We start from the raw sequence: 26,746 nt of genomic DNA on the forward strand, positions 1-26,746 counted from the left end.
CCGAGGGGGACGGCCCTCGGCCGGAAGCCGCGGACCCGAGCGGGGTCCGCGGCGGCCGTCCCCGGGGCGCACACCAGCGGTGCGCCCCGGGACGGTGCGACCGCCTCCATGGCGGCCGCGCTTCGCCGGGCGGGCCGGGCTTCGACGAGCGGACCGGGCCTCGATGCACTCGATGCAAGGGCCGGGCTCGGACGCGCGGGCCCGGCCTCCTCAGGAGAGTGCCGTGAGCCGCTCCCACACCTGCGCGGCCACCGTGTACGTGTCCCCGGTGGGCTCGGTGGCCAGCGGGCCCGGGTCGCGGATCCAGCGATCCTCCAGGGCGAACCAGTCGATCTTCTGCGGCGCCCGGCCCTCGGCGAGCGCGGCCCGCAGCTCCTCGAAGTACGTCGACCAGCGCAGCCGGTACAGGCCGCCGACCAGGCCCGCCCACTCCCGGTTGGCGTAGTCGCGCAGCCCCGCGTCCGCGCCCTCGTGGGTGCCCCACACGGTCAGCAGCGACAGGTTGTCGTACGCCAGCCGCTCCCGCTCGGCGGCGTCCGCCCCCCAGGCGCGCGCGTCGGCGACCCAACGGCCCAGCAGATGGCGGGAGTCGGTGGCGAGCAGCCGGTCCAGCAGGTCCATCAGGGACAGCCAGTCCTCCGCCAGCTCCTTCAGCCGGGCGGCGTCCCGGGCGTCGTACGCCTCCTTGATCCGCGGCAGCAGCGCCCGGCTGCGGTTGGACAGGGTCTGGCGGGCGACGTCGAGGAGGTCCCGGCGGTAGGCGGACGAGGTGCGCAACGCGGCCCGGACGCGCAGCAGTTCACCGAGGGCGGGCTCCAGGTCCGCCGCGGTGTACCGGAGCTGCTTGGGCGACCAGCGGGCGGCCCGTACGACGGTGAGTGCCGGGCGGGCGCCGAACAGGCCGTCGGCGCCCTCGCTCCACCCGTCGGCGCGCGTGGTGCCGTAGACGGTCCGGCGCAGGACGTCCCAGGCGGCCTCGGCGTGCGGATCACGGTCCCCGTACCGCGCGTGCGCCCACTCGGCGAACCATGACTCGAGGTTCAAATCTCCCTCTTGCCAAGCGAGTTCGGAGAAGAGGGCGAAGGCCGCCGGGTTGTTGTCCGCGGCCTCCGGCAGCAGCGCGATCCCGCGCAGCGCGCTGCCGGGTTTGGTGCGCCACGTCTCGTACAGCTCCGCCCAGTCCCGGGTGTTGGCGCCGAGCGCGGTGTGGCCGCCGAAGTTCCAGATCGAGCCGAACGCGTACGGGGTGCCGCCCCAGTCGGCCTCGCGGTCGGTGACCGTCGGGAAGCGGTCGGAGAGGCCGTCGACGACCAGCATGTGCTCCTTGTCGACGGCGTCGACGATCGCGCGCGGCGGGTTGTGCTGCCAGCCGAGGATCACCCAGGTGGCGTCGGGACGGGCCCGCCGCAGCGCCCGCTCCACGCCCTTCGCCGCGTCGCCCACGGGGACGTCGCCCGGGTCGCCGCCCTCGTGCAGCAGGTCCATCTTGTACAGGGTCGACGCCCCGCCGAACAGCTCGTCCTGGGTGCGGTAGAAGGCCGCCGCCACCCGCGCGAAGGTGTCCGTGCGAGGGTCCAGCCAGTCCGGGCGGGCGAAGCCCATCCACTCGCCCTGCGGGATCGTCCGCGCCCCCGGGACACGCGCGGCGAAGCCCGGCGGGACCGTGCCGAAGTAGCCGGGGAACACCGGGGTCATGCCCAGTTCGCGCACCCGGTCGGCGATCCGGCGGCCGAGCGCGGCGCGGGCGTCGAGCAGCTGCCGGGAGACGGGGGAGGGGAACGCCGACAGGTTCTGCAGCAGCCACCACGGCTGGTGGGCGGGGCCCGGGATCCACTCCCGCAGCTCCTCCTCCCCGTACCCGAACTCCTGGAACACCCGGTGGTAGAGCGCGTCCGCGCCCGCGTAGACGAGGATCTCGTTGTAGCCGTGCAGGGCCAGCACGTCCAGCTCGCGCTCCCAGTACGACCAGTCGAGGTAGGCGCCGGTGTAGCCGTCGTTGGTGTCGTTCAGGGCGAAGCGGTGGGGGACGTTCGCGCGTCGGGTGACCGTGCCGTCGAGGCCGGGCAGGGCGCGGGGGAGGCCGGTCTGCTCGCCGGCCCAGTTGATCTCGGCGTACGCGATGTGCCGCAGGTACCAGTTCAGACCGGTGAGCCGGGTGGCCGGGGTGTCGCCGGTGACGGTGATGTGCCCGGTGCGTCCCGCGACGTGGAAGGCGTCCCGCTCGGTCCCCTCGGCGAACGTGATCTGCCGCCAGTGGTCCGGCAGCAGCCGCCGGGCCGCCGCCGTGGCCGCCGTGTCCCCGTCCGCGCGGGGCGCGTCGTCCGAGGGCGTGGCACGGGCGGCGGTACAGGCCACCGCCGCCCCCGCCGAACCGGCGGCGAGGGCGGCGAGCAGAACACGGCGGGCGATCGGCATGATGCCTCCGGAAGCGGGTGGGGGGTACGCCGTGGCAGGGATACCCGACGAGACGTCCCTTCCGCACCGACACACACCCACAAGGGGGAGAATCCGGGGTGAACGGCCGGAATCTCACTCTGCGGCCGGGGTGTCACGCTGCCAGGGCTGTCGGCTGTCGCGTGATGGCGGTGTGGGCGAAGCGCTACCGCGGCTGCATCGCCGAGTCGCGGGCGGCCCATGACGCCGGTCGGAGCCCGGCGGCCGTCGACGCCTGACGCCCCCGGCGTCCCCCGTATCCCCCACATCTTCCACGTCCCCTACGTCCCCTACGCCCCGGCTACGTCATTCGTCCGTCCCGTCGTACGTCGATGGGGCCCGGATGTGCCGCGGCGGAAACCCGCGCCGGACGTGGCACGTTGTCGGAAAACAGGGATTCATCCGAATGATCGCTTCGCGTCCGGTGGGAACCGGTACGTCCGGTTGTGGCCGGGTCGCGGAGTCCGGGGGACAGAACGGGGACACACATGGTGCGTCGACACCATCGCGAGAGCTACTACGTCGTCGACGACGGCAGGGTGCTGGAGTTCGAGAAGGGGGACGCCGTCGCGCGCGTACCGAGCGCGGCCGAGCAGCAACTCGCCTTCAGGTTCTCCAGGTTCGGCAAGAAGGGGGTACAACTCGACGAGACACTGCGGGCGAAGCTCGCGCAGGCCATGACCACGGTCGGCGCGGGCGGCGACGACCCGGACTCGGGAAGGCCGGGGACCGCGGTCCCGGCCGGCTTCACCTACCTCGGCCAGTTCGTCGACCACGATCTGACCCTGGACCGCACCCAGGTCGGGCTCGGCGAGCCCGTCCCGGTCGAGGAACTGCTCCAGGGGCGCAGCCCCGCCCTCGACCTCGACTCGCTGTACGGCATGGGCCCGCATCATGCCGGCAGCGCCCGCTTCTACGAGCCCGACGGCCGCCTCAGGACGGGTACCACTCTCGGCGTGGGCTTCCCGCCCGAGTTCCCGCCCGCCAACACCGACCAGAAGGGCTTCGACCTGCCCCGGGCCGGTGAGACGGCCGGCGGCACCCGGGCCGACATGCGTGCCCCGCTCATCCCGGACGCGCGCAACGACGAGAACCTCGCCGTCGGCCAGCTCCACCTGGCGTTCATCCGCTTCCACAACCGCGTCGTCGACCTGCTCGCCGACAAGGGAGTACCCGAGCGCCGGCTCTTCCAGACGGCCCGGGAGATCGTCGTCAAGCACTACCAGTGGGTCCTGCGCACCGACTTCCTGCCGCGCGTCGTCGACCCGGAGATCGTCGACCGCGTCTTCACCCGGGGGCGCCGCCACTTCGAGGTTCCGGGGTACACCCGGCCCGGGGACCTGCCGACGATGCCCATCGAGTTCTCCGTCGCCGCCTACCGGCTCGGACACAGCATGGTGCGGACGGCCTACCAGTGGAACAGCGTGTTCCGTGCGGGCGGCCCCGGTCCGATCGCCTCGCTGGGCCTGCTCTTCCGGTTCAGCGGCACGGCGGGCAACCTCACGCCGGGTCCGGACGACCTGAGCGACCTCGACGACCCGAACGCGGGGGAGAACCTGCGGCTGCCGAGCAACTGGATCGTCGACTTCCGCAGGCTCTTCGACTTCGGTGAGGCCGGCCGGGACGATCTGGTGGTGCCCAAGGGCGAGTTCAACGTCGCCAAGCGTCTGGACACCCTGCTCGTCGACCCGTTGGCCACCCTGCCCACCGGCACCTTCGACGGCCGGGGCCGCCCGGCGCCGCCGTCGATCCAGCGCAACCTCGCGTTCCGCAACCTCACGCGGGCCGCGATGGTCGAGCTGGCCACCGGGCCGCAGCTGGCCGCGCAGATGGGCATCAAGGGGCTGACCGAGGACCAGATCCTGCGGGGCGCCGGCGGAGCCGTCCTGGACGGCCTCACCGACGCCGAGCGCGCCCGGGTCGTGGAGCACACCCCGCTGTGGTTCTACGTGCTGCGCGAGGCCGAGGTGAACGAACGCCACCCCGGCCGTCTCACCGGAGTCGGCGGCACACTCGTCGCCGAGGTCTTCCACCGGGCGATGGAGGGCAGCCGTGTCTCGATCGTGAAGCACCCGGGCTGGCGCCCGAGCCTCCCGTCCCACCGCAAGGGCCGCTTCACGATGACGGACCTGCTGCTGTTCGCCTTCGAGAACGACCCCAAGCTGCTCAACCCGCTGGGCTGAGCGGCGGGACGACCGCCAACCGCTGTTCGGGCCGTGGGCCGCGCTGACGGCCCGAACAGCTTCGGGCCGTCGGCCGCGCTCACAGCCCGAACAGCTTCGGGTCGTCCGCCAGGTCCCTGAAGTACGCGCGGGGGTCCGCGACGAGCCGGCGTGCCTTGAGATCCATCAGCCCGCCCACACCGGTGATCTCGGCGGCCACCGTGCCGTCCGTCCGGCGGATCGTCTGCTCGATCCGGAAGGTCTTGCCCTCGCCCCAGACGAACCCGCACGTCACCTCGACCTCGTCGCCGGCGAGCAGTTCGCGCCGGTAACTGATCGTCGTCTCCAGGGCGACGGGGCCGACCCCCCGCGCCATCAGGTCGGCCTGGCGGATCCCGGCCGCCTGGAGCAGCGACCAGCGCGCGTGCTCCCCGTACTGGAGGTACACGCTCTGGTTGAGGTGTCCCTGTACGTCGGTCTCGTACCCCCGGACGGTCACCGGGACGGAAAACGGCTCGGACACGACTACCCCTCGACTACCTCGGCGGCGAACAGGACGGACGCAAGCTTACTGAGCGCTTGCTCACGTGGCCCGTCACGCCCTCCGGGGCGACGCCAGCAGATACCGTTCCCGCGAACGCGGGTCGGTGTGCTCGCTCGTGTGCCAGCCGGCCTGCGCCAGGGTCCCGGCGCAGGCGCGCAGCGCCTCCGTCTCCGGCTCGTGCACGGCGACGGCCTCCGGCTGCGGGGTGGCCCGCACCCGGTAGCCGCCGGCTTCCGCCTCCGCGCCCGCCGGTCGGTGCCCCGCCGCTTCGAGGGCGAGGGCGGCGGCCCGTACGAGATGTGCGCGCTCCCAGGCGCAGGGGCGGTCGACGACGCCGCCCGGGTTGGTCATCCGCCGCAGTTCGAGCAGCCCCTGCCAGGCGCTGTGGACCTCACGGGCGCGCGCGGGACCGTCCCCGGCGGGCTCCTCGCCGCCCACCCGGGCCGCGAACACGCCCGACTCGGTCGGGCCGGACGAAGCCGCGGGCGCGGCCGACGAGGGTCCGCCGGGACCGGCGGCCTCGTGAGGCGGCCTCTCCTCGCGTAGCCGGTGGCCGGCCGGAGTGAGGAAGTGGTCGTGCGGCGGGCGCGGGTGGCGGAACGCCAGGCCCCGCCGCACGAGCGCCGCCAGCTGGGCCTCGGTGCCCGTGAGCCGTCCGGTCACGGGCTCGGCGGCGTCGATGATCCGGCGCTGGACGGCGGTCGGCGGTCGGGTCACGAGGATCTCCTTTCGCCACGGAGCGCTGTCGGACGGGGACGGCGTCGACCCACTCGAAGACTGTGAGGGCAGACTACGAGGAGGGTCTGACATTCCACGCCGCGAGCACCGGACGGCCGTGTTCCGTACCGAGCCGGCAGACCGTGCCCGTGGCGAGCTGGAACAGTGCCCCGGCTGACGGGGGCAGCCCGAGGTAGCGCGCGGTGAGGACGCGCAGGAAATGGCCGTGCGCCACCAGCACCACGCAGCCCTCCGTGTTCCCCAGCGCCGCGTGGGCCTTCGCCAGTACCCGGTCGGCACGCGCCCCGACGTCCTCGGGGCCCTCTCCGGGGTGCTCGGGCGGCCCGGGCGCCACCCCGTCGGTGAACAGGAACCAGTCGGGCCGTGTCCGGTGGATCTCCTGGGTCGTCACCCCCTCGTACGCCCCGTAGTCCCACTCGGACAGATCCGCGTCCACCCGCGCCCCGGCCAGTCCGGCCAGCTCGGCGGTCTGGCGGGCCCGCTTCATGGGACTGACGAACACCGCCCCGATCCGGTGGGAGTTCAGCAACGGCGCGAGCCCGCGCGCCTGTTCCCGCCCCCGGTCGGTCAGCGGGAGGTCCGTCCAGCTGGTGTGCTGCCCGGACAGCGACCACTCGGTCTCCCCGTGCCGCACAAGAAAAAGATCACCCATGCCTCACAGGCTACGAGCCCACCGCTCCAGTTCCTCGAACTCCGGCTCGCGCAGCCCCCGGCGGGGGTCGATCCGCAGGAGCAGGGCCGGGGTGTCGTGGTGCCGGGCGACGTGGCGGACGTCGAGGTCGGTGATCATGTCGTCCACCCAGACGAAGGGCCGGCCGGACGCCCACTCCAGAACCCGTCGGGTCTTCCAGTAGAGGCCGTCGGGGTCGCGCGCGAACAGGTCGGTGAACTCGATGACCGGCAGATCGGCGGGGAGGCCGATCGCGGGGCCGATCATCTCGTTCGCGTCGTGCATCCAGGTCGTGGCCCAGGCCAGGTCGTACGGCAGGGCGAGCAGGCGCTGCCCGTGCGTGGGGTCGAGGCGGATCCGCAGGCCCCGGCGGAGCCTGCGGGAGCCGGGTTTCTGGCGGGCGGACCAGACGGTGGGGCGTACCCGGTGGGTGACATAGCCGCGCGGTCGCCACAGGCGGGCGCCGAAGGGGTTGAGGGGGCCGTCGACATCCAGCAGGAGCAGCGGTCGGTCAGTCATGGGGAGGGTCTACCCATGCGGCTACTGCCGGTAGCCGCTCAGGAACCGTCCGATCCGGCTGATCGCCGCGTCGAGGTCGTCCGCGTGCGGCAGCGTGAGGATGCGGAAGTGGTCGGGGGCGGGCCAGTTGAAGCCCGTGCCCTGGACGACCTGGATCTTCTCGCGCAGCAGCAGGTCGAGGACGAACTTCTCGTCGTCGTGGATCTTGTGGACCTTGGGGTCGAGGCGAGGGAAGGCGTACAGCGCGCCCTTGGGCTTCACGCACGACACGCCGGGGATCTCGTTGAGCTTCTCCCAGGCCACGTTCCGCTGCTCGTGCAGACGTCCGCCCGGCGTGGTCAGGTCCCGGATGGACTGGCGCCCGCCGAGCGCGGCCTGGATGGCGTACTGGGCGGGGGCGTTGGCGCACAGCCGCATGGAGGCCAGCATCGTCAGGCCCTCCAGGTAGTCGCGGGCGTGCTGCTTGGGGCCGGTGACGACCAGCCAGCCGGAGCGGAAGCCCGCCACGCGGTACGTCTTGGACAGGCCGCAGAAGGTCAGGACGACCAGGTCGGGGGCGAGCGCGGCGGCCGAGTGGTGCACGGCGTCGTCGTACAGGATCTGGTCGTAGATCTCGTCGGCGAAGACCATCAGGCCGTGCCGGCGGGCGAGGTCGAGGATGCCCTCGACGACCTCCTTGGGGTAGACCGCGCCGGTGGGGTTGTTGGGGTTGATGATGACGACGGCCCTGGTGCGGTCGGTGATCTTCGACGCCATGTCGTCGAGGTCCGGGTACCAGTCGGCCTGCTCGTCGCACAGGTAGTGGACCGCCTTGCCGCCGGCGAGGGTCGTCACGGCGGTCCAGAGCGGGAAGTCGGGCGCGGGGATGAGGATCTCGTCGCCGTCCTCGATCAGTGCCTGCACGGCCATCGAGACCAGCTCGGAGACGCCGTTGCCGAGGAAGACGTCGTCGACGTCGACCTCCAGGCCGAGGGTCTGGTAGCGCTGGGCGACCGCGCGGCGGGCGGAGAGGACGCCGCGCGAGTCCGTGTAGCCGTGGGCCCGCGGGAGCATCCGGATCATGTCCTGGAGGATCTCCTCGGGCGCCTCGAAACCGAAGAGCGCGGGGTTGCCGGTGTTCAGGCGCAGCACGCTGTGGCCCGCCTCCTCCAGCGCGTTCGCGTGCTCGATCACGGGGCCGCGGATCTCGTAACAGACCTCGCTGAGCTTGCTCGACTGCCGGAACTCCATGCGCTCTCGCCCTCCGGTTCGGTGTGGTGCTTGGTTTTACCAAGTAGACGCTTGGAAAGTCCAACGACTTGTCTAGACTGCGTCGCATGTCACCTCGCCGAAGCTACGACCAGTACTGCTCCGCCGCCCGGGCACTCGACCTCGTCGGTGACCGCTGGACCCTGCTGATCGTGCGCGAACTGCTCGCCGGGCCGCGCCGCTACACGGATCTGCACGCGGACCTGCCGGGCGTCAGCACGGACGTCCTCGCCTCACGGCTGAAGGACATGGAGCGTGACGGTCTGTCGACCCGGCGTCGGCTGCCGCCGCCGGGCGCCGCGTACGTGTACGAACTCACCGGCCGCGGACGGGAGCTGCTCCCGGTGCTCCAGGCGCTGGGGGAGTGGGGCGAGGCCGCGCTGGGCGAGCGCCGGCCGACGGACGCCGTACGGGCGCACTGGTCCGCCCTGCCGCTGCTCCGCGACCTCGACGGCCGCGCCGCCGGGCTCGTCGAAGTGCGGCTGGAGGAAGGGACGTTCCACCTCTGGGCGGGCGCAGACGAGGGCCCGGTGTACGGCGACGGCCCCGCCCCGGTCGAGCCGGACGCCCGGCTGACCCTCGACGAGGAGACCTGGGAGGCGGTGCGCAGGGGCGAACTGACCCTGGAGGACGCCGTACGGGCGGGCCGGGTCGAGGTGAAGGGGGAGGGCGCCCTGGCGAAGGAGCTGCGCGAGGGATGAGTCCGAGTTCCGCTATGGCGAAGGCCCGCCGACCCGGGCCGGGTCGGCGGGCCTTCGACGGGGTGTCAGGCGCCCGGTGGCGGTACCCGTGCCGGGCGGCCCGCGCCGCGGGTGAGGCAGTAGCCGCCGATGCCCGCGAGGGCTGCCAGCACCGCGCCGAGCGCGGTCCAGACCCAGCGGTCGCTCCACCAGCCCGAGGCCCAGCCGTCGTCGGGTTCGAGGGAGGACAGGACGGCCTCGGTCGAGGAGTCCTCCTCGTCCTGCCCCGTGGTCACCGCGATGCCCGGCACGAGCGGCCGCGCCAGCGAGCCGTCGACCGCCGCCGCACCGCCGATGTCCTTGGACTCGGCCCGGACCTCGACACCCACCGGCGAACCGAGGTCGCCCGTGGCCAGCCGGGTCGTCGTCAGCCGGACGTAGTAGGTGCCCGGCAGCGGGTCGTCGGACCACTGCTCCGACCAGGCGCGGACCGTGCGCAGCGTGCAGGACAGCTCCACGGAGGCGGCCCCCGCGTCGGCCGTGCGCGTCTGCGCCCCGTACTGGCACGCCTGGCGGCGCCGCAGCCCGTCGTACACGTCGAGCTGCCACGTCGAGGAGGACTCGGCCGCCTCCGGCAGCTTCACCGTCGCCTTGACAGTGGGGCGTTGAGCGGCGTCCGCCGGGAACGACCAGTACAGGTAGTCGCCGGTCGAGGCGCTCGCCGTCGCGGTCTCCCCCTGCTCGAACTCCGCCGCCGTACGGAAGGAGGTGCCCGCCTCGGTGGGCGCGTCACCGTCGGCCGACGGGCGCGCGGAGGGGGTGGAGTCCGCGGCCGCCGGGGAGACGGCCAGGGTCAGCATCAGCAGGGCGGCGCCCCACACACGTGTGATCCGCATCAGTTGGTCCTCCAGACCGCGACCCGCCAGCGCGACAGCCAGCCCCACAGCACACCCGCCAGGAACCCGACGAGCACCAGCACACCGAGCAGCCACCAGCCGCGGCCGAGACCGAAGGAGGCCACGTCCTTCGCCTGGTCGGGTCCCTCCACGACATCCACGGTGATCTCCAGCGGCAGACCGGGCGTGGTCTTCACCCCGCCGGCCGGCGCGTACGAGTGGGTCACCTGGAGGCACACGGTCTCGGCGACGTCCTCGTCCTCCTCGTCCTCGGCCTCCGCCTTCGCATAGCGCAGCCCCGTCGAGATGACGTCCGTACGGCCGTTGCCGGCCGCCTCGCCGCGTACGATCTCGCGGTTCCTGACGGTGACCGCGCGCAGCAGCACCCCGTAGTTCGGGTTGACGTCGCGGTCCGCCGCGACGCTCACCGAGGCCCGTAGCTCCTGGCCCGGCTTCACGTCCACCCGGTACCAGCGCTGCTGGTTGAACTCCTCGCGGTCCGTGAACAGTCCCGAGGTGAGCGCGGGCGCCCCGGCGCACGCGTCGGTGCCCTCGACGGCCTTCGGCACGACCACCGGGTCGGCCGCGCGGTCCACCAACTGGTTGACGCGGTCGGTGAGTTCGTCGCGGTGCTCGATCGAGGTGTAGGTACCGCCCGTCGCCTCGGCGATACAGCTGAGCTGGACGCGCAGCTTGGCGTTCGGCACCAGGCCGAGCGTGTCGATCGTCAGGCCGATGCCCTTGGCGGCGATCTCGCGGGCCACCTCGCACGGGTCGAGGGGGGCGCAGGTGTCCTCGCCGTCGCTGATCAGGACGATCCGCTTGGTGCCCTCGCCGCCCTCCAGGTCGTCGGCCGCCTTCAGCAGCGCGGGGCCGATCGGGGTCCAGCCGGTCGGGGTGAGCGTGGCGACGGCCGTCTTCGCCTCGGTGCGGTCCAGCGGGCCCACCGGGTACAGCTGCGCGGTGTCCTTGCAGCCCGTCTTGCGGTCGTCTCCGGGGTAGTTGGCGCCCAGTGTGCGGATGCCGAGCCGGACCTCCTCGGGCGTGGCGTCCAGGACCTCGTTGAACGCCTGCTTCGCCGCGGCCATCCGGGACTGCCCGTCGATGTCCTTCGCCCGCATCGAACCGCTGACGTCCAGCAGGAGGTTGACCTTGGGCGCGGTGGCCGTGGTCTCGTCGGCGACGGCCGTCGACGGGACGGCGATCCCGGCCGTCAGGGCGGCGAGCAGGACGAACACCCCTGCTGCCAGCCGTTGTCTTGTGATCATCGGCGGATCCTATTGATCAGGAGGCCCGCGCTTCAAAACGAGACCGCCCGTTCACCGGCCGGACAACGGCACCCGCCGCGCGCCCGAAGGGCAGGGCGCGCGGCGGACGTTCACCCCGGCCGTGCCTCACCGCAGCGGAGTCGGCAGCTCCGCCCAGATGTCGCCCGGCCGCTCCGGCGAAAGACGCATCAGCGTCAACGCCTTCGTCGGTACGGGCCCCTCCAGCAACGTGGCCAGATCGGCGGTCCGCGGCACGTCCCGCACGGCGGCGGAGAGCGCCTCGCGCAGCACGGGCGTGGAACCGGCTGTCGCCCCGAGCGTGCCCGTGATCAGCGCGCCGAACAGCTTGCGGCGCAGGGTGGTCTCGTCGTCGGTGATGACGCGACCGGTCATCGCGGGCGCCGTGACGCCGTGCCGGGCCAGCCGGGCCGGGCTCACCCTGATGTCCGCGAGGTCGCGGTAGACGAGCCGCAGGGGGGCACCCGACGGCGAGAGCACCACCAGGAGGTTCTGGCCGTGCGCCTCCAGGGCCACCCCCAGGTCGAGCAGCCGGAGGCAGACCGTCAGCGCGAGTCGGCTGAAATCCGCCAGCCACGACGGCGAGCCGGGCAGACCCGTCGCCGCCAGCGCGCCCACCGGGACGACCCGCTCACCGGCGGCCGTGTCCGCGTACCTGTCCGGCGACTCCCGCAGCACCGCCGCCAGATCCGGGGAGCCGGCGGTGACCGCGCCGAGCGTACGGGTCACGTGCAGCAGACCGTCCGTGCGGGAGGCGACCTCGGTCATGAAGTCCGACACGATCGCCGAGGTCTCGATCGAGTAGACCGAGATGTCCCGCACCGAGGACGTCAGCCGGGCACTCAGCGCGGTCTTCACATGCGCTCCGCCGTCCGCGAGGGCCAGGGTGCGCAACGACATCAGCGGATGCGCCTCCACCACCTCGCCGGGCGAGGACTTGAGCACATGCGCCGCCTGCCACGGATGGACCGGCACCAGCACCCGTCCGCCGTCCCGGAACCGCTCCGGCCACTCCCCGACGACCAGCGCCTCGTCCACCGGGGCCAGCCCCAGCGGGACGACCTGCCGGTGCTCGGGCCCGTAGGCGAGCTGGTCGGCGGCGGAGAGTCCGGGGCGCGAGCGGCAGTTGGGGTGGAACGGGTGCCCGTCCACGACCGACTGCTCCCACTCCCAGCCGGCCACCGGAGCCCCCGCCTCCGTCGGCTGCCCGGCCCGCGACAGGGCCAACGAGGCCGCGCTGTGGTCGAGTTCGGCGGCGAAGCCGGCGCTGTGCGGGACCGCCAGGGCGCTCATCAGCCGCGCCGGACGGTCGTACGGCCGCCCGTCCAGCCATACCTGCTCGACCGGCGCGTCCGTGGCGTACGCGTCCACCGGCGGGCCGTGCAGCCGCCGGCCGTCCGCCAGGAGCAGCGTCACACCGTCGCCCCCGGCCGCCTCCCGGCGTACCACCCAGGGCAGCGGTTCGTGCACGAGGCCCCGCCACAGCCGCGCCAGCACGGCCGCCCGGGCGCCGGGGAGCGCGGACGTGTAGGGCAGCGTCAGATCGGGGCGTACGGCGCCCAGCTCGGCGCCGAGCGCCGCCTCGGCATCGGACATCGGATGACGGTCCACGGGCGGGCTCCTGTTCGGGGACGGGCTGCGGCAACGGCGACGGGCGGACACGGGCACCGCGTCGACAACGGCGTACCACCACTGCCCGCCCGCCTCCACCGCGACCCCTCACAGCGTCGGGACGGGCCACGACGGGCAGACATACTGATCACACATGCACCGTATGTGGAACGAATGGACTCCGTGGACGCCAACCCGCCCCGCGACGACGCCGGCACCGCCGCCGACGCCCACGCCGCCGCCCCCCTGCTGAACTGCCTTCTGAGGGAGGTGGGGGAGCCCGTCGGACCCGGGGTGCACCGCCTCCCGGCCGGCGGCCGCCTCCTGCGGGTCCGCGGCACCCGGCGCCCCACCCACCCCGAGGTGCTCACGGACGGCACCTGGCGCCGGCTGACCCACGCCGAACTGGTGGCGATCACCGCCGACGAACTGCGCCTGCGCACCGGCCTGACCAACCCCGACCTGCCCGCCGAGATGCTCGACAGCCGGGCGGCCGTGGCCGCCGTCCTCACGGCACGCGCCCACGCGACGGTGCCCGGGGATCCGTACCGGCGCTCCGAACAGTCGCTGATCACCGGGCACCCGTACCACCCCGCCCCCAAGGCGCGCGGCGGTGGCCCGGTCGCCGCCTGGCTGCCCTACGCGCCGGAGGCGTACGCCGGTTTCCCGCTGACGCTGCTCGGGATCCGCGAGGACGCGCTCGTCGAGGAGGGCGACACCACCGCCCTCGACACCCTGGGCACGGCCCCGCCCGGCTACCGGCTGCTGCCCGCCCACCCCTGGCAACTGGACCTGGTGGGCGAGGAATTGGCCGAAGCCTTCGCCGACGGCCGGCTGATACGCCTGGGACACACGGCGGGGGAGGTGTGGCCGACGGCCGCGATCCGCACGGTGCACGTCCCCGGGGAGCTGCGGGGCGGCCCCGGCGCCGACCTCTTCCTCAAGTTCAGTCTGGACGTGCGCATCACCAACGACGTGCGCCGCCTGTGGCGCCACGACCTGGCCAAGCTGCGCCGCACCGACGCGGCGGCCGTCGCGGCCTTCGCCGCGCTGCCGGACGGCGCCTGGCTGAGCGACCGCGGCCACCGCACCGCCGCCTTCGCGTTCGAGGAACTCGCGGTGGTGGTCCGCGACGGACTGGCCGGGCACCTGGCCCCCGGCACCACCGCCGTCCTCGGCGCCGCCCTCACCGAGGACACCACGGCGTTCCCGGACAACCCGCTGGTCCGCACCCCCGACCCCGAGGCATGGTGGGCGGCGTACCTGCGCGCGGTCGTGCCCCCGGCCCTCGGCGCGTTCCACCACCACGGCGTCGTCCTGGAGGCCCACCTCCAGAACACCCTCGTCGCCTGCGACGCCTCCGGCACCCCCGTGCAGGCCCTCTACCGCGACGCCGAGGGCGTGAAGCTCCTGCCGGACGTGACCCGCGACGCGGGCTGGGAGCGGCTGGTGTACTGCCTGCTCGTCAACAACGTCCTGGAGGTCGCGGCGGCCGTCGCCGAACACCATCCTCAGGTCGACGTCCGGGCGGCCGTACGCGGGGAACTGGCACGCCACCGCGAGGTGCCCGGCGTCGAGGACCTCCTTCGCTCGCCGACGCTGCCGGGCAAGACGAACCTGCTGCTGCGCTGGACGAAGGCCGACGGCGCGGACGCCCGCTACCTCCCGCTGCCCAACCCGTTCCGGCATGCCGACGCCTCCGGGGCGGCGTAACGTCTCGCGTGCGGGCAACTCGGGTACGTCCGGCCTGCCCGTACCGCACCCGAGGGGAGCCGGCGGCCGTCCACGGCCGTCGGGCCGTGGCTCCCCGCGACGCTGGAGGTGCCTCGTGACCGGCACGAGTGATCCGGCCACCGACGCCGACGCGCTGGACGTCGCGTTCGCGGAGACCGTGCGGGGAATCGGCGCGTCCATCGGCGCCCTCTATCTGCTCACGCCGGACGAGGACGTGCTGCGCCTGCATCTGCTGTGCGGATCACCGGCCGAGTTCGCCGCCCCCTGGGCGCGTGTTCCGCTCGCCGCCCCGGCCCCCGTGGCCGTCGCCGCCCGTGAGGGCCGCCTGGTGTGGGTGGGCAGCCAGGAGGAGATGGCCCGCTCCTTCCCGCGCACCGCGATGGTGCTCCCCTACCCGCTGGCCCTGGCGGCCGCCCCGGTCACCGGCGGCCGACGCTGGGGGACGCTGCTGCTGATGTGGCCGACCGGCCGCCCCCCGTACATGACGGCTCGCGAGCGGGGCCACATCGAGTCCCGGTGCCGGCGCCTGGCCCGGCTGCTGGACGAGGCGGAGGAGCACGACGCCGTGCCGGTGCCCGCCGACCTGCCCCGGGTCGTCCCCGCCGGGACCGGCCGCCCGTCGATGAGCGAGGAGATGGCCCTCGCGGACTTCGTGGAGCGGCTGCCCGGCGGCAGCTGCGCCCTGGACCTGGAGGGACGCTTCACCTATGTCAGCCGGGGCGCCGGGGAGCTGTTCGGCCGGGAGCCCGGACAGCTGCTGGGCACTCTGCCGTGGCAGTCCCTGCGCTGGCTCGACGAACCCCTCCACGAGGATCGCTACCGCGCCGCGGTGATCAGCCGGGAGCCCGTCTCCTTCACCGCGTGCCGACCGCCCGGGCAGTGGCTCGACATCCACCTCTACCCCGACACCAGCGGCATCAGCGTCCGCATCGTGCCCAGCGGCACCGCACCGCCGCCCGCACCGGCGCGGCCCCGGCCGACGAGCACCGCCACCTCGTCCCGCGCGGGCCGGCTGTACCAGCTCACCCATCTGGCCGCCGCCCTCACCGAGGTCGTCAGTGTGCAGGACGTCGTCGACGTCGTCGCCGACCAGATCATGCCGGCCTTCGGCGCCCACGGGCTCGTCCTGTCCTCCGCAGAGGCGGGGAAGCTGCGCATCACCGGCTACCGGGGCTATCCCCCCGACGTCATCGCCCGTCTCGACGGCCTGCCCCTCGACACCGCGTTCACCCCGGCCGGGCGTGCCCTGAGCAGCGGGGTCCCCTCGTTCTTCAGCGAACCCGAGGAAATGAGCCGCCTCCACCCCGAGGCGCCCGTGGTGAGCGGAAAGCAGGCATGGGCCTTCCTGCCGCTGAACATCACCGGCCGGGTGGTCGGCATCTGCGTGCTGTCCTACGACCGCCCCCATGAGTTCCAGGCCGAGGAGCGGGCCGTCATGACATCGCTCGCCGGGCTCATCGCCCAGGCCCTCGACCGTGCCCGTCTCTACGACACCAAGCACGCGCTCGCCCACGGCCTCCAGCAGGCGCTGCTCCCGCGCACCCTGCCCACGGTCCCCGGACTGCGCAACGCCGCCCGCTATCTGCCCGCCACCCGGGGCATGGAGATCGGAGGGGACTTCTACGACCTGATCCGGCTCGGCGACACCGCCGTCGCGGCCGTCATCGGCGACGTCCAGGGCCACAACGTCGCCGCCGCCGCCCTCATGGGCCAGGTCCGCACCGGGGTCTACGCCCACGCCACACTCGGCACACCCCCGGGCGAGGTGCTCGCCCGGACCAACCGGCTCCTCACCGACCTCGGCCCCGACCTGTTCACCAGCTGCCTCTACGCGCATCTCGACCTGGACGGCGGCAGGTTGACCCTCGCCAGTGCCGGACACCCGCCGCCCCTCCTGCGCCTGCCCGACGGCGGCACCGGGCCCCTCGCGGTCCCGCCCGGACCCCTGCTGGGCATCGACCCGGACGCCGTCTACCCCGTGACCGAGGTCCCGTTCACCCCGGGGATGATGCTTGCCCTCTACACCGACGGTCTCGTGGAGGCACCCGGCGTCGACCTGGACGACTCCATCGCCGACCTGGCACGGCACCTGGCGCGCGCCGACGACCGGGACCTCGACGTGCTCATCGACGAGTTGGTGCGCCAGGCCGGTTCCGCCGGCCGGCGCACCGACGACGTCGCGCTGCTGCTGCTCCACCACGGAACCGGCGGATGACACCACGGCAGCGCCGACACCACGACAGCGGTTGCCGCCCGGGTCCCGTCGGGAGGCCCCCGCCGGCCCCGCGCGGTCAGCCGACCTTCTGCGCGCGCTGGTCCCGCAGTTCGTGGACGGTGGCGGTCAGCGTGCCGTCCTGCTGCTCGTAGTGCGACAGGGCCAGACCGAGGCCGAAGAAGGTGGGCGCCCACTCACCGACGAACAGGCCCCAGCGGTCGGCCCGGGCCAGCCCGGTGCCGGGCTCCATCTTGAGGGACCCGACCCAGGCGGCGACGGTCAGACCGATGGAGGCCATGGCGGCCATGTAGGCGTGCTCGCTGCGGATGCCCATCTCGTGCATCTTCTTGATGACCATGATCGACTCCTCGGTTCGGGTGATGTCCGCTCGGCGGGCGAGTGCCCAGCGGGCCGCACACCCATGCGTCGATTCGTCCGAAATGCCCGTTTTGGGAGGTGTCTGGCGGGGCGGCTCCGGGTCACCGCGCGATGTGGCGCTCGATCCAGTCGGCCGCGGTACGGCGGAAGATCCGCCTGCTGTCGGCGCGCAGGAAGTCATGGCCCTCGTTGCGCAGCAACAGCAGCTCGGCCTCCAGACCCCGCTCGCGGGCCGCGCGCACGAACTGCTCGGACTCGCCGACCGGCACGTTCGTGTCGTGCTCGCCGTGGACGGCGAGGAGCGGCACCCGCAGCGCGTCGATCCGGGTCATCGGGGACAGCGCGTGCAGCAGCTCCCGGTCGTGTTCCGGATGGCCGTACTTGTGCGCGGCCGACTCCGCGATCCACGGCTCGGTACCGGCGTAGAACGTCGCGAAGTCCGACATGCCGCACGCCGCGACACCCGTGCGGAACAGCTCCGGATGCCACACGAGCGAGGCCATCACCAGATAGCCGCCGTACGAGCGGCCCATGACGGCCAGCCGCCGCGGATCGGCGAGCCCGGCCTCCACGATGTGCGCCGCGCAGTCGGCGACGTCCTCGATCGCGGCGAACCGTCCCGTGCCGAGGTCGGCGTCGACGTACGACCGGCCGTGCCCGGAGGAGCCGCGCACGTCCGGGGCGAAGATGTCGAGCCCCCGGCCCGACAGCTCGTGGTACAGCGGGTTGAACACGGGCCGTTCCTGCTCCTCGGGACCGCCGTGCAGATGGATCACACAGGGCGCCGGCTGCCCGGGCGCCCGGCCCGGCGCCCGGTAGTACCAGCCGCTCAGCGGCAGCCCGTCGCGCGCGACCGGCCGCAGCGGCACGGGACGCACCGGCGCACGGCCGGGCGGCACCGCGTCCTCGTCGCGCGACGACCACTCGGTGCGCCGCGCGGCGCCCTCGGAGAGCCACCACACACCGGGCCGCCGCTGCGACCCGGACAGCGCCAGCACCAGTTCCGAGCCCCCGCCGGCCCGCGCCATCCGGGTCACGACCTCGTGCGGCAGCGACACCGAGCGGCGCACCCCCACCGCCGCGTCGCCCCCGGCCGCCGTGACGGCGGTGACCTCCAGCTCGGTGGCCCCCCGCACGTTCCAGGCCAGGGCCGCGGTGGACCCGTCGTGGCCGAACGTCAGCAGTTCCAGGCCGCATCCCTCGCGCTCCGCGGTGACGGTGATCCCCTCCTGCTCGCCGCCGGGCGCCAGCCGCACGGCGAGCAGCGCGGCGAACTCCCGGGCCGCGTCGCTGCGCAGCCACAGCGTCGTGGCGTCGGGGGAGAAACGGCCGATCCACGGATCTCCGTCCGCGACCGGCAGCGCGAACGTGGTCCGCAGGTCGGAGGTGCGCACGACGAGGGCTTCGCGGCGGCCGCGCGGACCCCGGCGCACCAGGGCCAGCCGGCCGTCCTGGCTGAGGTCGCACACCCGCAGCGTGGCGGCACCGCGTTCCACCGCCAGCAGCACGGGCGCCGCCGCGCCCGTGGGGTCGACGAGGTAGGCGGCGAGACCGCCGGGGGCCGCCCCGTCCTGGTCGGTCCCCCGGTCGTGCTCACGGGCGGTCCCGCCCTCGCGCTCGGCGAGATGGGCGGCGGGCCCGGCGCCGCCGTAGTGCGGGCCGCCCAGCAGCACGGCCCGGCCGTCCCGCACGGCCCAGCCGGGCGGACGGGCCTGCGTGTACGAGAGTGGATCGGCGAGGCCCGGTTCCGCGCGGGCGGCCGACTCCTCCGTGTCGGCCCCGCCCGGCAGGAGGACCGGCTCTGCGACGGTGACGGCCACCGCCGACCCGTCGTGCTGCCAGCAGCCCAGGTACGCGGAGCTGCCGGGTTCGGCGCCGGCGAGGACGCGCCGCCCGGTGCCGTCGGGTCGTACACACAGCACCCGGGTGTGTTCCCCGCCGCCGGGGGCGGTGGTGTAGGCGATCCAGCGGCCGTCCGGGGACCAGGCCACCTCCTTGACCGGGTGGGGGTCGGAGTCCAGCAGGTGGACCTCGTGTCCGTCGACCGGACCGGTCCACAGCTGCGGCACCCCGCCCCGGTCGCAGATGAACGCGACGTGTTGGCCGGTGGGGTCCACCGAGGGGTACCAGCAGCCGTGGGACCGCAGCGGCTGCGGGGTGTCCCGCGTCCCGGCGGTCTCCGGCAGCGGCACCGGCACGGGGGCCGTCGACGCCGGGGGCGCGAGGGCGAACGCCCCGGCCCGCCCGGCGGCGGCCGGGGTCACCGCGGCGACGGCCGGCGTCACGGTGGCGGGGGGCGCGGCACCGTGGTCCAGGGGCAGCCACGGCACCCCGTCGAGGACGTCCTCACCGGCGCGGACGCCGAAGGGGGGCGCCGCGGGCGGGTCCGACGGGGCTGCCGTGGTCGGGCGCGGGGGTGTGCTCCCCGACGCCCCGGTCAGCTGATTCCGTGCGTTTGCAGCCATATCTCCAGCAAAGCTACCTGCCACAGGGCGTTCGCCCCACGCCTGGTGCGGTGCTCGTCGGGCGCCGACAGCAGCTTGGCCACGTACGCCTCCTCGAAAACACCGCGCGAGGTGGCCTCGGGGGCCGACAGGGCCTCGGTCACCCGGTCGAGTACCGGACCCGCCATGTGCATGATCGCCGGGACGGGGAAGTAGCCCTTGGGCCGGTCGACGACCTCCCTGGGCAGTACCTTCCGGCCCGCGGCCTTGAGGACTCCCTTGCCCCCGTCCGCGAGCTTCAGCTCCGGCGGGCACAGGGCGGCCAGCTCCACGAGCTCGTGGTCGAGGAACGGCACCCGGGCCTCCAGACCCCAGTCCATGGTCATGTTGTCGACCCGCTTGACCGGGTCGTCGACCAGCATCACCTCGGCGTCGAGCCGCAGCGCCGCGTCCAGGGCCGTCTCGGCGCCCGGCCGCGCCATGTGCTCCCGCACGAAGCGGCCGGACACATCGTGGTCGGGCAGCATGTGCGGCTGGACGATCCCGGTGAGATCGCCGTGCGAGCGGTCGAAGTACGTGTCGACGTACGCTTCGTGGGCCCGCTCTCTGGGGACGGCGGCCATGTCCGGGTACCAGTGGTAGCCGGCGAAGACCTCGTCGGCGCCCTGCCCGCTCTGGACGACCTTGACCTCCTTGGCCACCTGCTCGGACAGCAGATGGAAGGCGACCACGTCATGGCTGATCATCGGCTCGCTCATCGCCTCGACCGCCGCGTCCAGCGCCGTCGACACCCGGTCCGAGGGCACCATCAGCTGATGGTGGTCCGTGCCGAAGCGCCGGGCGACCAGATCGGAGTAGTGGAACTCGTCGCCCTCGACCCCGCCCTCGGACTCGAACCCCACGCTGAACGTGGAGAGGTCCGTCTGCCCCTCGTCCGCCAGCAGCGCCACGATCAGGCTGGAGTCCAGGCCGCCCGACAGCAGGACGCCCACGGGCACGTCGGCGACCATGCGGCGGCGGACGGCGGTGCGCAGCGCGTCGAGCACCGCGTCGCGCCAGTCGTCCGCGCCGAGCCGCGCGTGCTCGGGGTCACGGCTGTACGACGGCTGCCAGTACCGGATGTCCCGCTCGCTGCCGTCGGGCTCGACGACCCGCACGGTGGCCGCGGGCAACTTCCGCACCCCGTTGAGGACGGTGCGGGGCGCGGCCACCGTGGCGTGCCAGCTCATGTACTGGTGCAGCGCCACGGGGTCGAGGGAGGTGTCGACGCCGCCGCCCGCCAGCAGGGCCGGCAGCGAGGAGGCGAAGCGCAGCCGCCCCGCCGACCGGGCCAGGTACAGCGGCTTGATGCCGAGGCGGTCCCGGCCGAGGACGACCCGCCCGGTGTCCTGGTCGACGATGACGAAGGCGAACATGCCGTAGAAGCGGTCGACGCAGTCGGTGCCCCACTGCTGGTACGCCTTGAGCACGACCTCGGTGTCGGAGTCGGAGAAGAAGCGGTGGCCGAGTCCGCGCAGTTCCTCGCGGAGTTCCTTGTAGTTGTAGACACAGCCGTTGAAGACACCGGTGATCCGGCCGGCGGAGTCGGCCATCGGCTGGGCCCCGCACTCGGACAGGTCGATGATCTTCAGTCGGCGGTGCCCCAGGGCGACGGCGCCCTGCGACCAGACGCCCCTGCCGTCCGGTCCACGGGCGGCCAGCCGGTCGGTCATGCGCTCCACGGCCGCCAGGTCCGGCCGTCCGCCGTCGAAACGGATCTCTCCGCTGAGACCGCACATCAGGCCGCACCCCCTCGCGGAGTGACGCCGGTCGTGCCCGGCGACGAGTGCGCGCCGGTACAGCGCCACCCGGTCTGATCGGTATCGGTCTTGCTGGTGGGCATGTCGAACTCTCCTTGATCGCAGGCGGCCCCGGCGCCCGGGAGCGGACCACGACCGCTCCGGGGGGAGGCGCCCCCGTGACGGGGCGCGGGCCGGGGACTGCCTTTCCGCATGGCTGCGCGGTTCAGCCCCCGATGGCTTCCACTGGGCCCGGCGCCAGGGGCTCCCGCACCGTCGTCGTACCGGCCGCCGCGACGGGCCGCCCCACCGGGGCGGGCGCGGGGCGCGCGCCCCGGTCGCCGCGGGTCTCCGCGACCACCGTCTCCACGGCGGCGCGCAGACCGTGGACCTCCGCGACCCGGCGCAGCCGGTGGGCGGCGCTGCCCCGGGCGAGGGTCTCCGTCATGAGCAGGCGCACGGTCTCCCAGTCGCCGCCGGCCTCCAGGGCCGGGCGCAGCCGACGGAGCATGCCGCGCAGGACGACGGGGGCGGGCGCGGCGAGCCGGGTGTCCGGATCGACCAGAGGGCCTTCCAGCCCCGTCCGGGCCGCCCGCCAGACCGCCGCCCGGAGCCATTCGTGCCGGCCGTCGCAGACCTGGTCGCCCCGTTCCAGGCGGGCCCGCGCGTCCTCGACGAGCGCCCGGAACAGGCCGGCGATGAGCACGACCGTCTCGGTACGCGGACAGGCGTCGCAGATCCGCAGCTCCAGGGTCCGCTGGTGGTCCGAGGGCCGCAGGTCGTAGTAGACCATCCCCGGGTCGCTGATCACCCCGCCCCGCATCAGGTCCGCGACGGCGGCGTCGTAGTCGGCGGCCGACGCGAAGCAGCCGACCGGCCCGGCGGTGGGCCAGCGCTGCCACAGCATGGTGCGCCAGCTGGCGTACCCGGTGTCGGCGCCCAGCCAGAAGGGTGAGCTGGCGGAGAGCGCCAGCAGCGGGGGCAGCCAGGGCGAGACGGCGCACATGATCCGGACGGCCGTGTCGCGGTCGGGCACGTCGACGTGCACCTGCGCGCTGCACACGAGGTGCTCGTCGGAGACCCGCCGGTACGCGTCGGCCATGGTCCGGTACCGCGGATCCGGGGTGGCGTCACCCGGCGTCATCCGCGCGAACGGCACGGTCCCGGCGGCGGCGACGGCCAGCCCGAGGGGGCCGGCCACCGCGTCGAGCTGCCGCCTGGCCCCGGCCAGGTCGGCGCCCAGAGCCTCCAGCGAGGTGTGCACTCCGCTGTTCCACTCGACGGCCGACCGCTGGAGCTCCGGCTTGAAGCCCGGTCTGCGCAGACGACCGAGGAGCGCGTCCGCGCCCGGGACGAGCCGTCCGCTCTCCAGGTCCAGGACATGGAACTCTTCCTCAACGCCAACCCGAACGGCCACGATCTCTCCCTTTTCCGTTCCCGAGATCGCCCGCCGGGCAGGAGACCCGCGGCGACCGTTGCGCCACACGGGTTCCCGGCAAATGTGCTAATAAGCCTCAAGATCTTGCACGTCTGTTGTGCATGCGGCGCATATGAGCGGGTACGGCCGGGCTTCGTGGCGCCCGAAACCGGCTCCGTCGGCGAAGGAGTACCGCCTTTCAGCGGAAGAAAGCCGGCGCGAGCGCCCCCAGTCCGGCGGCGCAGGCGAGGAGGGCGCAGGCGCAGGCGGCGTGGCGTCTCAGCAGGGAGCGCCTGAGCACGGCGTACCGGGCCTCGTACTCCTCCCGGAGCTGCCCGGCGCGCTCCACGGTGGTCAGCAGCATCTGGCAGGTGAGGTCCATACGGCGGCTGAGGTAGTGGGCGGTGACGTCCTCCGCCTGGGCGGTGGTCAGCCACGGCATCCGGGCGCACAGGTCCTCCGCCTCGCGCCGGGCCTGCTCACGGTGCGTATGGGCGAGGAGGTACCCCTCGACCGTCGAGGCCGACCCGCTGTCGTACCCCCTGGCGTACCCCCCGTCGTGCCGCCCGCTCCCGGATCCGCCGTGCGGCGGCGTCCGCCGGTCGTGTCTCACCGCGGCTCGCCCTTGTGGCTCTCGGCGTCCACGGCGTCCCGCCGCCCCTCGTTCGCCTGCTGTTCGATCTGCGCGAGCCTCGGGTGGTGGAGGTCGAAGGCGGGGGACTCGGAGCGGATCCGGGGCAGGGTGACGAAGTTGTGCCGCGGGGGCGGGCAGGAGGTCGCCCATTCCAGGGAGCGGCCGTAGCCCCAGGGGTCGTCGACCTCGATCCTCTTGCCGATCTTGGCGGTCTTCCAGACGTTGTAGAGGAACGGCAGGGTCGACAGGCCCAGCAGGAAGGAGCCGATGGAGGAGACGGTGTTGAGGGCGGTGAAGCCGTCGGCGGCGAGGTAGTCGGCGTACCGGCGGGGCATGCCCTCGGCGCCCAGCCAGTGCTGGACGAGGAAGGTGGTGTGGAAGCCGACGAAGAGCGTCCAGAAGTGGATCTTCTCCAGCCGGTGGTCGAGCATGGTGCCGGTCATCTTCGGCCACCAGAAACTGAAGCCGCCGAACATCGCGAAGACGATCGTGCCGAAGAGCACGTAGTGGAAGTGCGCCACGACGAAGTAGCTGTCGGTGACGTGGAAGTCCAGCGGGGGCGAGCCGAGGATCACGCCGGTCAGACCGCCGAAGAGGAACGTGACCAGGAATCCCGCCGCCCACAGCATCGGTGGTTCGAACGACAGCGAGCCCTTCCACATGGTGCCGATCCAGTTGAAGAACTTCACTCCCGTGGGAACCGCGATCAGATACGTCATGAAGGCGAAGAACGGCAGCAGCACCGCCCCCGTCGCGAACATGTGGTGCGCCCACACGGTCACGGACAGGCCGGTGATCGCGATGGTGGCGCCGACCAGGCCCATGTACCCGAAAATCGGCTTGCGGGCGAAGACCGGGATGATCTCGGTGATCACGCCGAAGAACGGCAGCGCCAGGATGTAGACCTCCGGATGGCCGAAGAACCAGAACAGGTGCTGCCAGAGGAGCGCCCCGCCGTTCTCCGGGTCGAACACCTGGGCGCCGAACTTGCGGTCCGCCTCCAGTACCAGCAGGGCGGCGGCCAGCACCGGGAAGGCCAGCAGCACCAGGACCGACGTCAGCAGGACGTTCCAGGTGAAGACCGGCATCCGGAACATCGTCATGCCGGGGGCGCGCATGCAGATGATGGTGGTGATGAAGTTGACCGCGCCCAGGATGGTGCCGAAGCCGCCCAGCGCCAGCCCCATGACCCACATGTCCCCGCCGACGTACGGGGTGCGCTCGCCGCCGCTGAGCGGGGTGTAGGCGGTCCAGCCGAAGTCGGCGGCGCCGTTGGTCGTGAAGACACTGCTGACCACGATCAGGCCGCCGAGGAGGAACAGCCAGTACGAGAGCATGTTCAGTCGGGGGAACGCCACGTCGGGCGCGCCGATCTGGAGCGGCATCACCGCGTTGGCGAACCCGGCGAACGTCGGCGTCGCGAACAGCAGCAGCATCACCGTGCCGTGCAGGGTGAACGCCTGGTTGTACTGCTCCTGTGAGAGGACCTGCATCCCCGGCCGGGCCAGTTCCGCGCGGATGGCCATCGCGAGCAGCCCGCCGATCAGGAAGAACCCGAACGACGTGATCAGGTACAGGTGCCCGATCTTCTTGTGGTCGGTCGTGGTCAGCCAGGAGACGACCACCTGTCCCTTGGTGCGGCGCTCCACCGCGGGGACCGGCGATACCGGTTCGGTGGTGTGTGTGGCCATCGGAACCCTCAATCGGCAGACGGGAGTGCGGGCGGTTGCGGCGGCGCGGCCCGACCGGGACGGGCCCCTCGCGGAGCCGGTCGTGTCGTCACGCCGCGTGTGACCAGCCCAGCGGAAAGTAGTCGTGCCGTTCCACACGCGCGCCCCGAAAGCCCCGGTTTCCGAGCCGAATGGCCGAATGATCCATCTCTTCGGGCGGATCCCGCCCCACGGGGTTCATGCCTGGCGACCGGCGTGCCTGGCGACCGTGGGGCCCGCGCCCGCCCACCGGATGCGCGTCGGGGAAGACCCCGGCACAGCCGGGTCCCCGGGCGGGAACGCCGGCCGTCGTCCGCTCATCGCCGAGGGGGCGTCCCGGGAGCGGACCGGTCCCGCTCCCGGCCGTCCAGCCGCCGCGACAGCGCCAGCAGCAGCAACGACACGGCCGCCGAGCCCACCAGCACGACACCCACGACGACATCGGTCACCTGCGTGCCGTCGAACACCTCGGTCTGCTGGGTGTCGAGCACCCAGGGCGAGGCGATCATCCAGGCGCCCGCCGCGAGCACGGCCAGATCGGGCCACTTGCCGGGGTACTTGAGGAACCGGGTCATCGCGATGAGCAGCACGATGATCCCGACCGCCAGCTCGTTGCGGTGCGCGTCCTTGGCCGTCTCGGGATAGCCGGAGATCCACGGGGCGACGAAGAGCACCAGCGCGCTGAGGACCAGCAGAAGTCCGATGATCTGTTGCCGCTGTGCCCGTATGAGCCTCAGCCGTGGACTGTCCTGCCTCGTCCGGGCGGTGTCGGGTGCGTGTGTGGTTGCCATCGGGGGCCTCCCTCCACCGGACTGCGCGAGTACCCCGATCGAGGCCGACGACGACTCCGTCCTGGCCGGTCGCGGAGCGGCCGGGCCGTGAGAGCCTGGTCCCGATCAAGATCGGTTCGACCCCGGGGGCACGCCATGACCATCAACCGGCCGGGACTGCCCGGCGACCTCCCGCCGGCCGAGGTGCTGTGGGCGCGCTGGTCGCTCGTGGCCGTGCTGGAGGCCACCACGGCGGACGAGCGGGAGGGCCATCACCGCACCGGGACCTGGGTGGACGACGAGGGACTCCACCTGGACGACTCCGGCTGCACCTGGTGGACCTTCGCACAGCGCGGCGCGGGGCGGTACGTGCTCTACGGCGAGGACGAGTCGAGCGGGACCAAGTGGCACGAACCGCCGGTCGACATGCTCGCCGGCGCCCCCGACTGGCTCCCGCACGAGTCGCTGCAGGACCTGCTGAAGGGCTGGCAGCTGGGCTGCGTCTACTGGTATGAGAACGGCGCCTGGGCACGGGCCCCGTACCCGGCGACCCTCCATGACGACGGACTCGACTGCGGCATGAGCCGTTTCGTGGACCGGAAGGACGTGCTGAGGACGATCGGCGACGAGGACCACGGCGCCCTGCCGGCCGATGACGCCGAGACCCTGCTGACGCACGCCGAGAACCACCGGCTCCCGCCCGACCTGCTGATGTCCCTCGTCAACGAACCCGACTGGCGTGAGCTGGATCGGCCCGCCATGACCAGGGCACTGGAACGCGCGGGCCTGGACCGGACACCGTAGCCGGCCGCGCCGGCGCCTTCCTTCCGCTGCTCGGGCCGCCCGCGCCCCCGACTTGAGCGGCACCGTCGACCGAGAC

General features: G+C 73.2%; 21 protein-coding genes. 5 read left to right on the forward strand and 16 right to left on the reverse strand.

Annotated features, from left to right (window positions below; all coding sequences use genetic code 11):
* Positions 1-210 precede the first annotated feature (210 nt).
* Positions 211-2,415, reverse strand: a complete 2,205-nt coding sequence (locus ACZ4Z2_RS20580; RefSeq protein ID WP_468077971.1) for an alpha-N-acetylglucosaminidase — start codon at positions 2,413-2,415, stop codon at positions 211-213.
* A 506-nt stretch (positions 2,416-2,921) separates the two neighbouring features.
* Here ACZ4Z2_RS20580 and ACZ4Z2_RS20585 point away from each other — a divergent pair.
* Positions 2,922-4,616, forward strand: a complete 1,695-nt coding sequence (locus ACZ4Z2_RS20585) for a peroxidase family protein (RefSeq protein ID WP_468077973.1) — start codon at positions 2,922-2,924, stop codon at positions 4,614-4,616.
* 79 nt (positions 4,617-4,695) lie between these two features.
* Here the strand turns inward: ACZ4Z2_RS20585 and ACZ4Z2_RS20590 are convergent, their stop codons facing one another.
* The 5 genes from ACZ4Z2_RS20590 to ACZ4Z2_RS20610 all read right to left on the reverse strand — a co-directional run bounded on the left by ACZ4Z2_RS20590 (position 4,696) and on the right by ACZ4Z2_RS20610 (position 8,296).
* On the reverse strand, positions 4,696-5,118 hold the full coding sequence (locus ACZ4Z2_RS20590; RefSeq protein WP_468077975.1) for an acyl-CoA thioesterase: 423 nt from the start codon (positions 5,116-5,118) through the stop codon (positions 4,696-4,698).
* Between the two features lie 72 nt (positions 5,119-5,190).
* The gene (locus tag ACZ4Z2_RS20595) at positions 5,191-5,856 is read right to left on the reverse strand and encodes a hypothetical protein (protein WP_468077976.1); all 666 of its coding nucleotides are present in this window, start codon (positions 5,854-5,856) and stop codon (positions 5,191-5,193) included.
* 73 nt (positions 5,857-5,929) lie between these two features.
* Positions 5,930-6,529, reverse strand: a complete 600-nt coding sequence (locus ACZ4Z2_RS20600) for a histidine phosphatase family protein (RefSeq protein ID WP_468077978.1) — start codon at positions 6,527-6,529, stop codon at positions 5,930-5,932.
* 3 nt (positions 6,530-6,532) lie between these two features.
* Positions 6,533-7,066: an HAD domain-containing protein gene (locus tag ACZ4Z2_RS20605; protein ID WP_468077980.1), complete on the reverse strand. Its 534-nt coding sequence runs from the start codon at positions 7,064-7,066 to the stop codon at positions 6,533-6,535.
* 21 nt (positions 7,067-7,087) lie between these two features.
* Complete coding sequence (locus ACZ4Z2_RS20610; RefSeq protein WP_468077981.1) at positions 7,088-8,296, reverse strand: pyridoxal phosphate-dependent aminotransferase; 1,209 nt, start codon at positions 8,294-8,296, stop codon at positions 7,088-7,090.
* An 86-nt stretch (positions 8,297-8,382) separates the two neighbouring features.
* On the opposite strand from ACZ4Z2_RS20610, the gene ACZ4Z2_RS20615 reads away from it, so the two are divergent.
* A complete protein-coding gene (locus tag ACZ4Z2_RS20615; protein ID WP_468077983.1) occupies positions 8,383-9,015 on the forward strand; it encodes a winged helix-turn-helix transcriptional regulator in 633 nt (210 codons plus the stop codon).
* A gap of 65 nt (positions 9,016-9,080) precedes the next feature.
* On the opposite strand, the gene ACZ4Z2_RS20620 is transcribed toward ACZ4Z2_RS20615, so the two are convergent.
* From ACZ4Z2_RS20620 to ACZ4Z2_RS20630, 3 genes are all read right to left on the reverse strand, one after another.
* Entirely contained in the window at positions 9,081-9,890 is an 810-nt protein-coding gene (locus tag ACZ4Z2_RS20620; RefSeq protein ID WP_468077985.1) for a hypothetical protein, read from the reverse strand.
* Positions 9,890-11,158: a VWA domain-containing protein gene (locus tag ACZ4Z2_RS20625; RefSeq protein WP_468077987.1), complete on the reverse strand. Its 1,269-nt coding sequence runs from the start codon at positions 11,156-11,158 to the stop codon at positions 9,890-9,892. The genes ACZ4Z2_RS20620 and ACZ4Z2_RS20625 overlap by 1 nt, the downstream gene beginning before the upstream one ends.
* Before the next feature lie 126 nt (positions 11,159-11,284).
* A complete protein-coding gene (locus tag ACZ4Z2_RS20630) occupies positions 11,285-12,772 on the reverse strand; it encodes an IucA/IucC family protein (RefSeq protein ID WP_468077989.1) in 1,488 nt (495 codons plus the stop codon).
* A gap of 189 nt (positions 12,773-12,961) precedes the next feature.
* Between ACZ4Z2_RS20630 and ACZ4Z2_RS20635 the strand changes: the two genes are divergently transcribed.
* Both ACZ4Z2_RS20635 and ACZ4Z2_RS20640 read left to right on the forward strand, forming a co-directional pair.
* The gene (locus tag ACZ4Z2_RS20635; RefSeq protein WP_468077991.1) at positions 12,962-14,500 is read left to right on the forward strand and encodes an IucA/IucC family protein; all 1,539 of its coding nucleotides are present in this window, start codon (positions 12,962-12,964) and stop codon (positions 14,498-14,500) included.
* Between the two features lie 115 nt (positions 14,501-14,615).
* Positions 14,616-16,736 (forward strand): SpoIIE family protein phosphatase, encoded by a 2,121-nt coding sequence (locus ACZ4Z2_RS20640; protein ID WP_468077993.1) that lies wholly within the window; start codon positions 14,616-14,618, stop codon positions 16,734-16,736.
* A gap of 76 nt (positions 16,737-16,812) precedes the next feature.
* Here ACZ4Z2_RS20640 and ACZ4Z2_RS20645 read toward each other — a convergent pair whose 3' ends face one another.
* From ACZ4Z2_RS20645 to ACZ4Z2_RS20675, 7 genes are all read right to left on the reverse strand, one after another.
* Positions 16,813-17,094, reverse strand: a complete 282-nt coding sequence (locus ACZ4Z2_RS20645) for a hypothetical protein (protein WP_468077995.1) — start codon at positions 17,092-17,094, stop codon at positions 16,813-16,815.
* A gap of 121 nt (positions 17,095-17,215) precedes the next feature.
* Positions 17,216-19,579: a S9 family peptidase gene (locus ACZ4Z2_RS20650; protein ID WP_468077997.1), complete on the reverse strand. Its 2,364-nt coding sequence runs from the start codon at positions 19,577-19,579 to the stop codon at positions 17,216-17,218.
* On the reverse strand, positions 19,552-21,336 hold the full coding sequence (locus tag ACZ4Z2_RS20655; RefSeq protein WP_468077999.1) for an N-acetylglutaminylglutamine amidotransferase: 1,785 nt from the start codon (positions 21,334-21,336) through the stop codon (positions 19,552-19,554). The genes ACZ4Z2_RS20650 and ACZ4Z2_RS20655 overlap by 28 nt, the downstream gene beginning before the upstream one ends.
* Positions 21,337-21,562: 226 nt before the next feature.
* Positions 21,563-22,753 (reverse strand): carboxylate-amine ligase, encoded by a 1,191-nt coding sequence (locus ACZ4Z2_RS20660; RefSeq protein ID WP_468078001.1) that lies wholly within the window; start codon positions 22,751-22,753, stop codon positions 21,563-21,565.
* 199 nt (positions 22,754-22,952) lie between these two features.
* Positions 22,953-23,366, reverse strand: coding sequence for a hypothetical protein (locus ACZ4Z2_RS20665; protein ID WP_468078003.1), 414 nt, complete (start codon positions 23,364-23,366; stop codon positions 22,953-22,955).
* The gene (ctaD, locus tag ACZ4Z2_RS20670; protein ID WP_468078005.1) at positions 23,363-25,078 is read right to left on the reverse strand and encodes an aa3-type cytochrome oxidase subunit I; all 1,716 of its coding nucleotides are present in this window, start codon (positions 25,076-25,078) and stop codon (positions 23,363-23,365) included. Before ctaD ends, ACZ4Z2_RS20665 begins: the two co-directional genes overlap by 4 nt.
* Positions 25,079-25,413: 335 nt before the next feature.
* Complete coding sequence (locus ACZ4Z2_RS20675) at positions 25,414-25,887, reverse strand: SPW repeat domain-containing protein (protein ID WP_468078007.1); 474 nt, start codon at positions 25,885-25,887, stop codon at positions 25,414-25,416.
* Positions 25,888-26,022: 135 nt separating this feature from the next.
* Between ACZ4Z2_RS20675 and ACZ4Z2_RS20680 the strand changes: the two genes are divergently transcribed.
* Positions 26,023-26,670, forward strand: coding sequence for a hypothetical protein (locus ACZ4Z2_RS20680; protein ID WP_468078009.1), 648 nt, complete (start codon positions 26,023-26,025; stop codon positions 26,668-26,670).
* Positions 26,671-26,746: the final 76 nt, after the last annotated feature.

This window comes from Streptomyces sp. NPDC030183 (assembly GCF_055573455.1).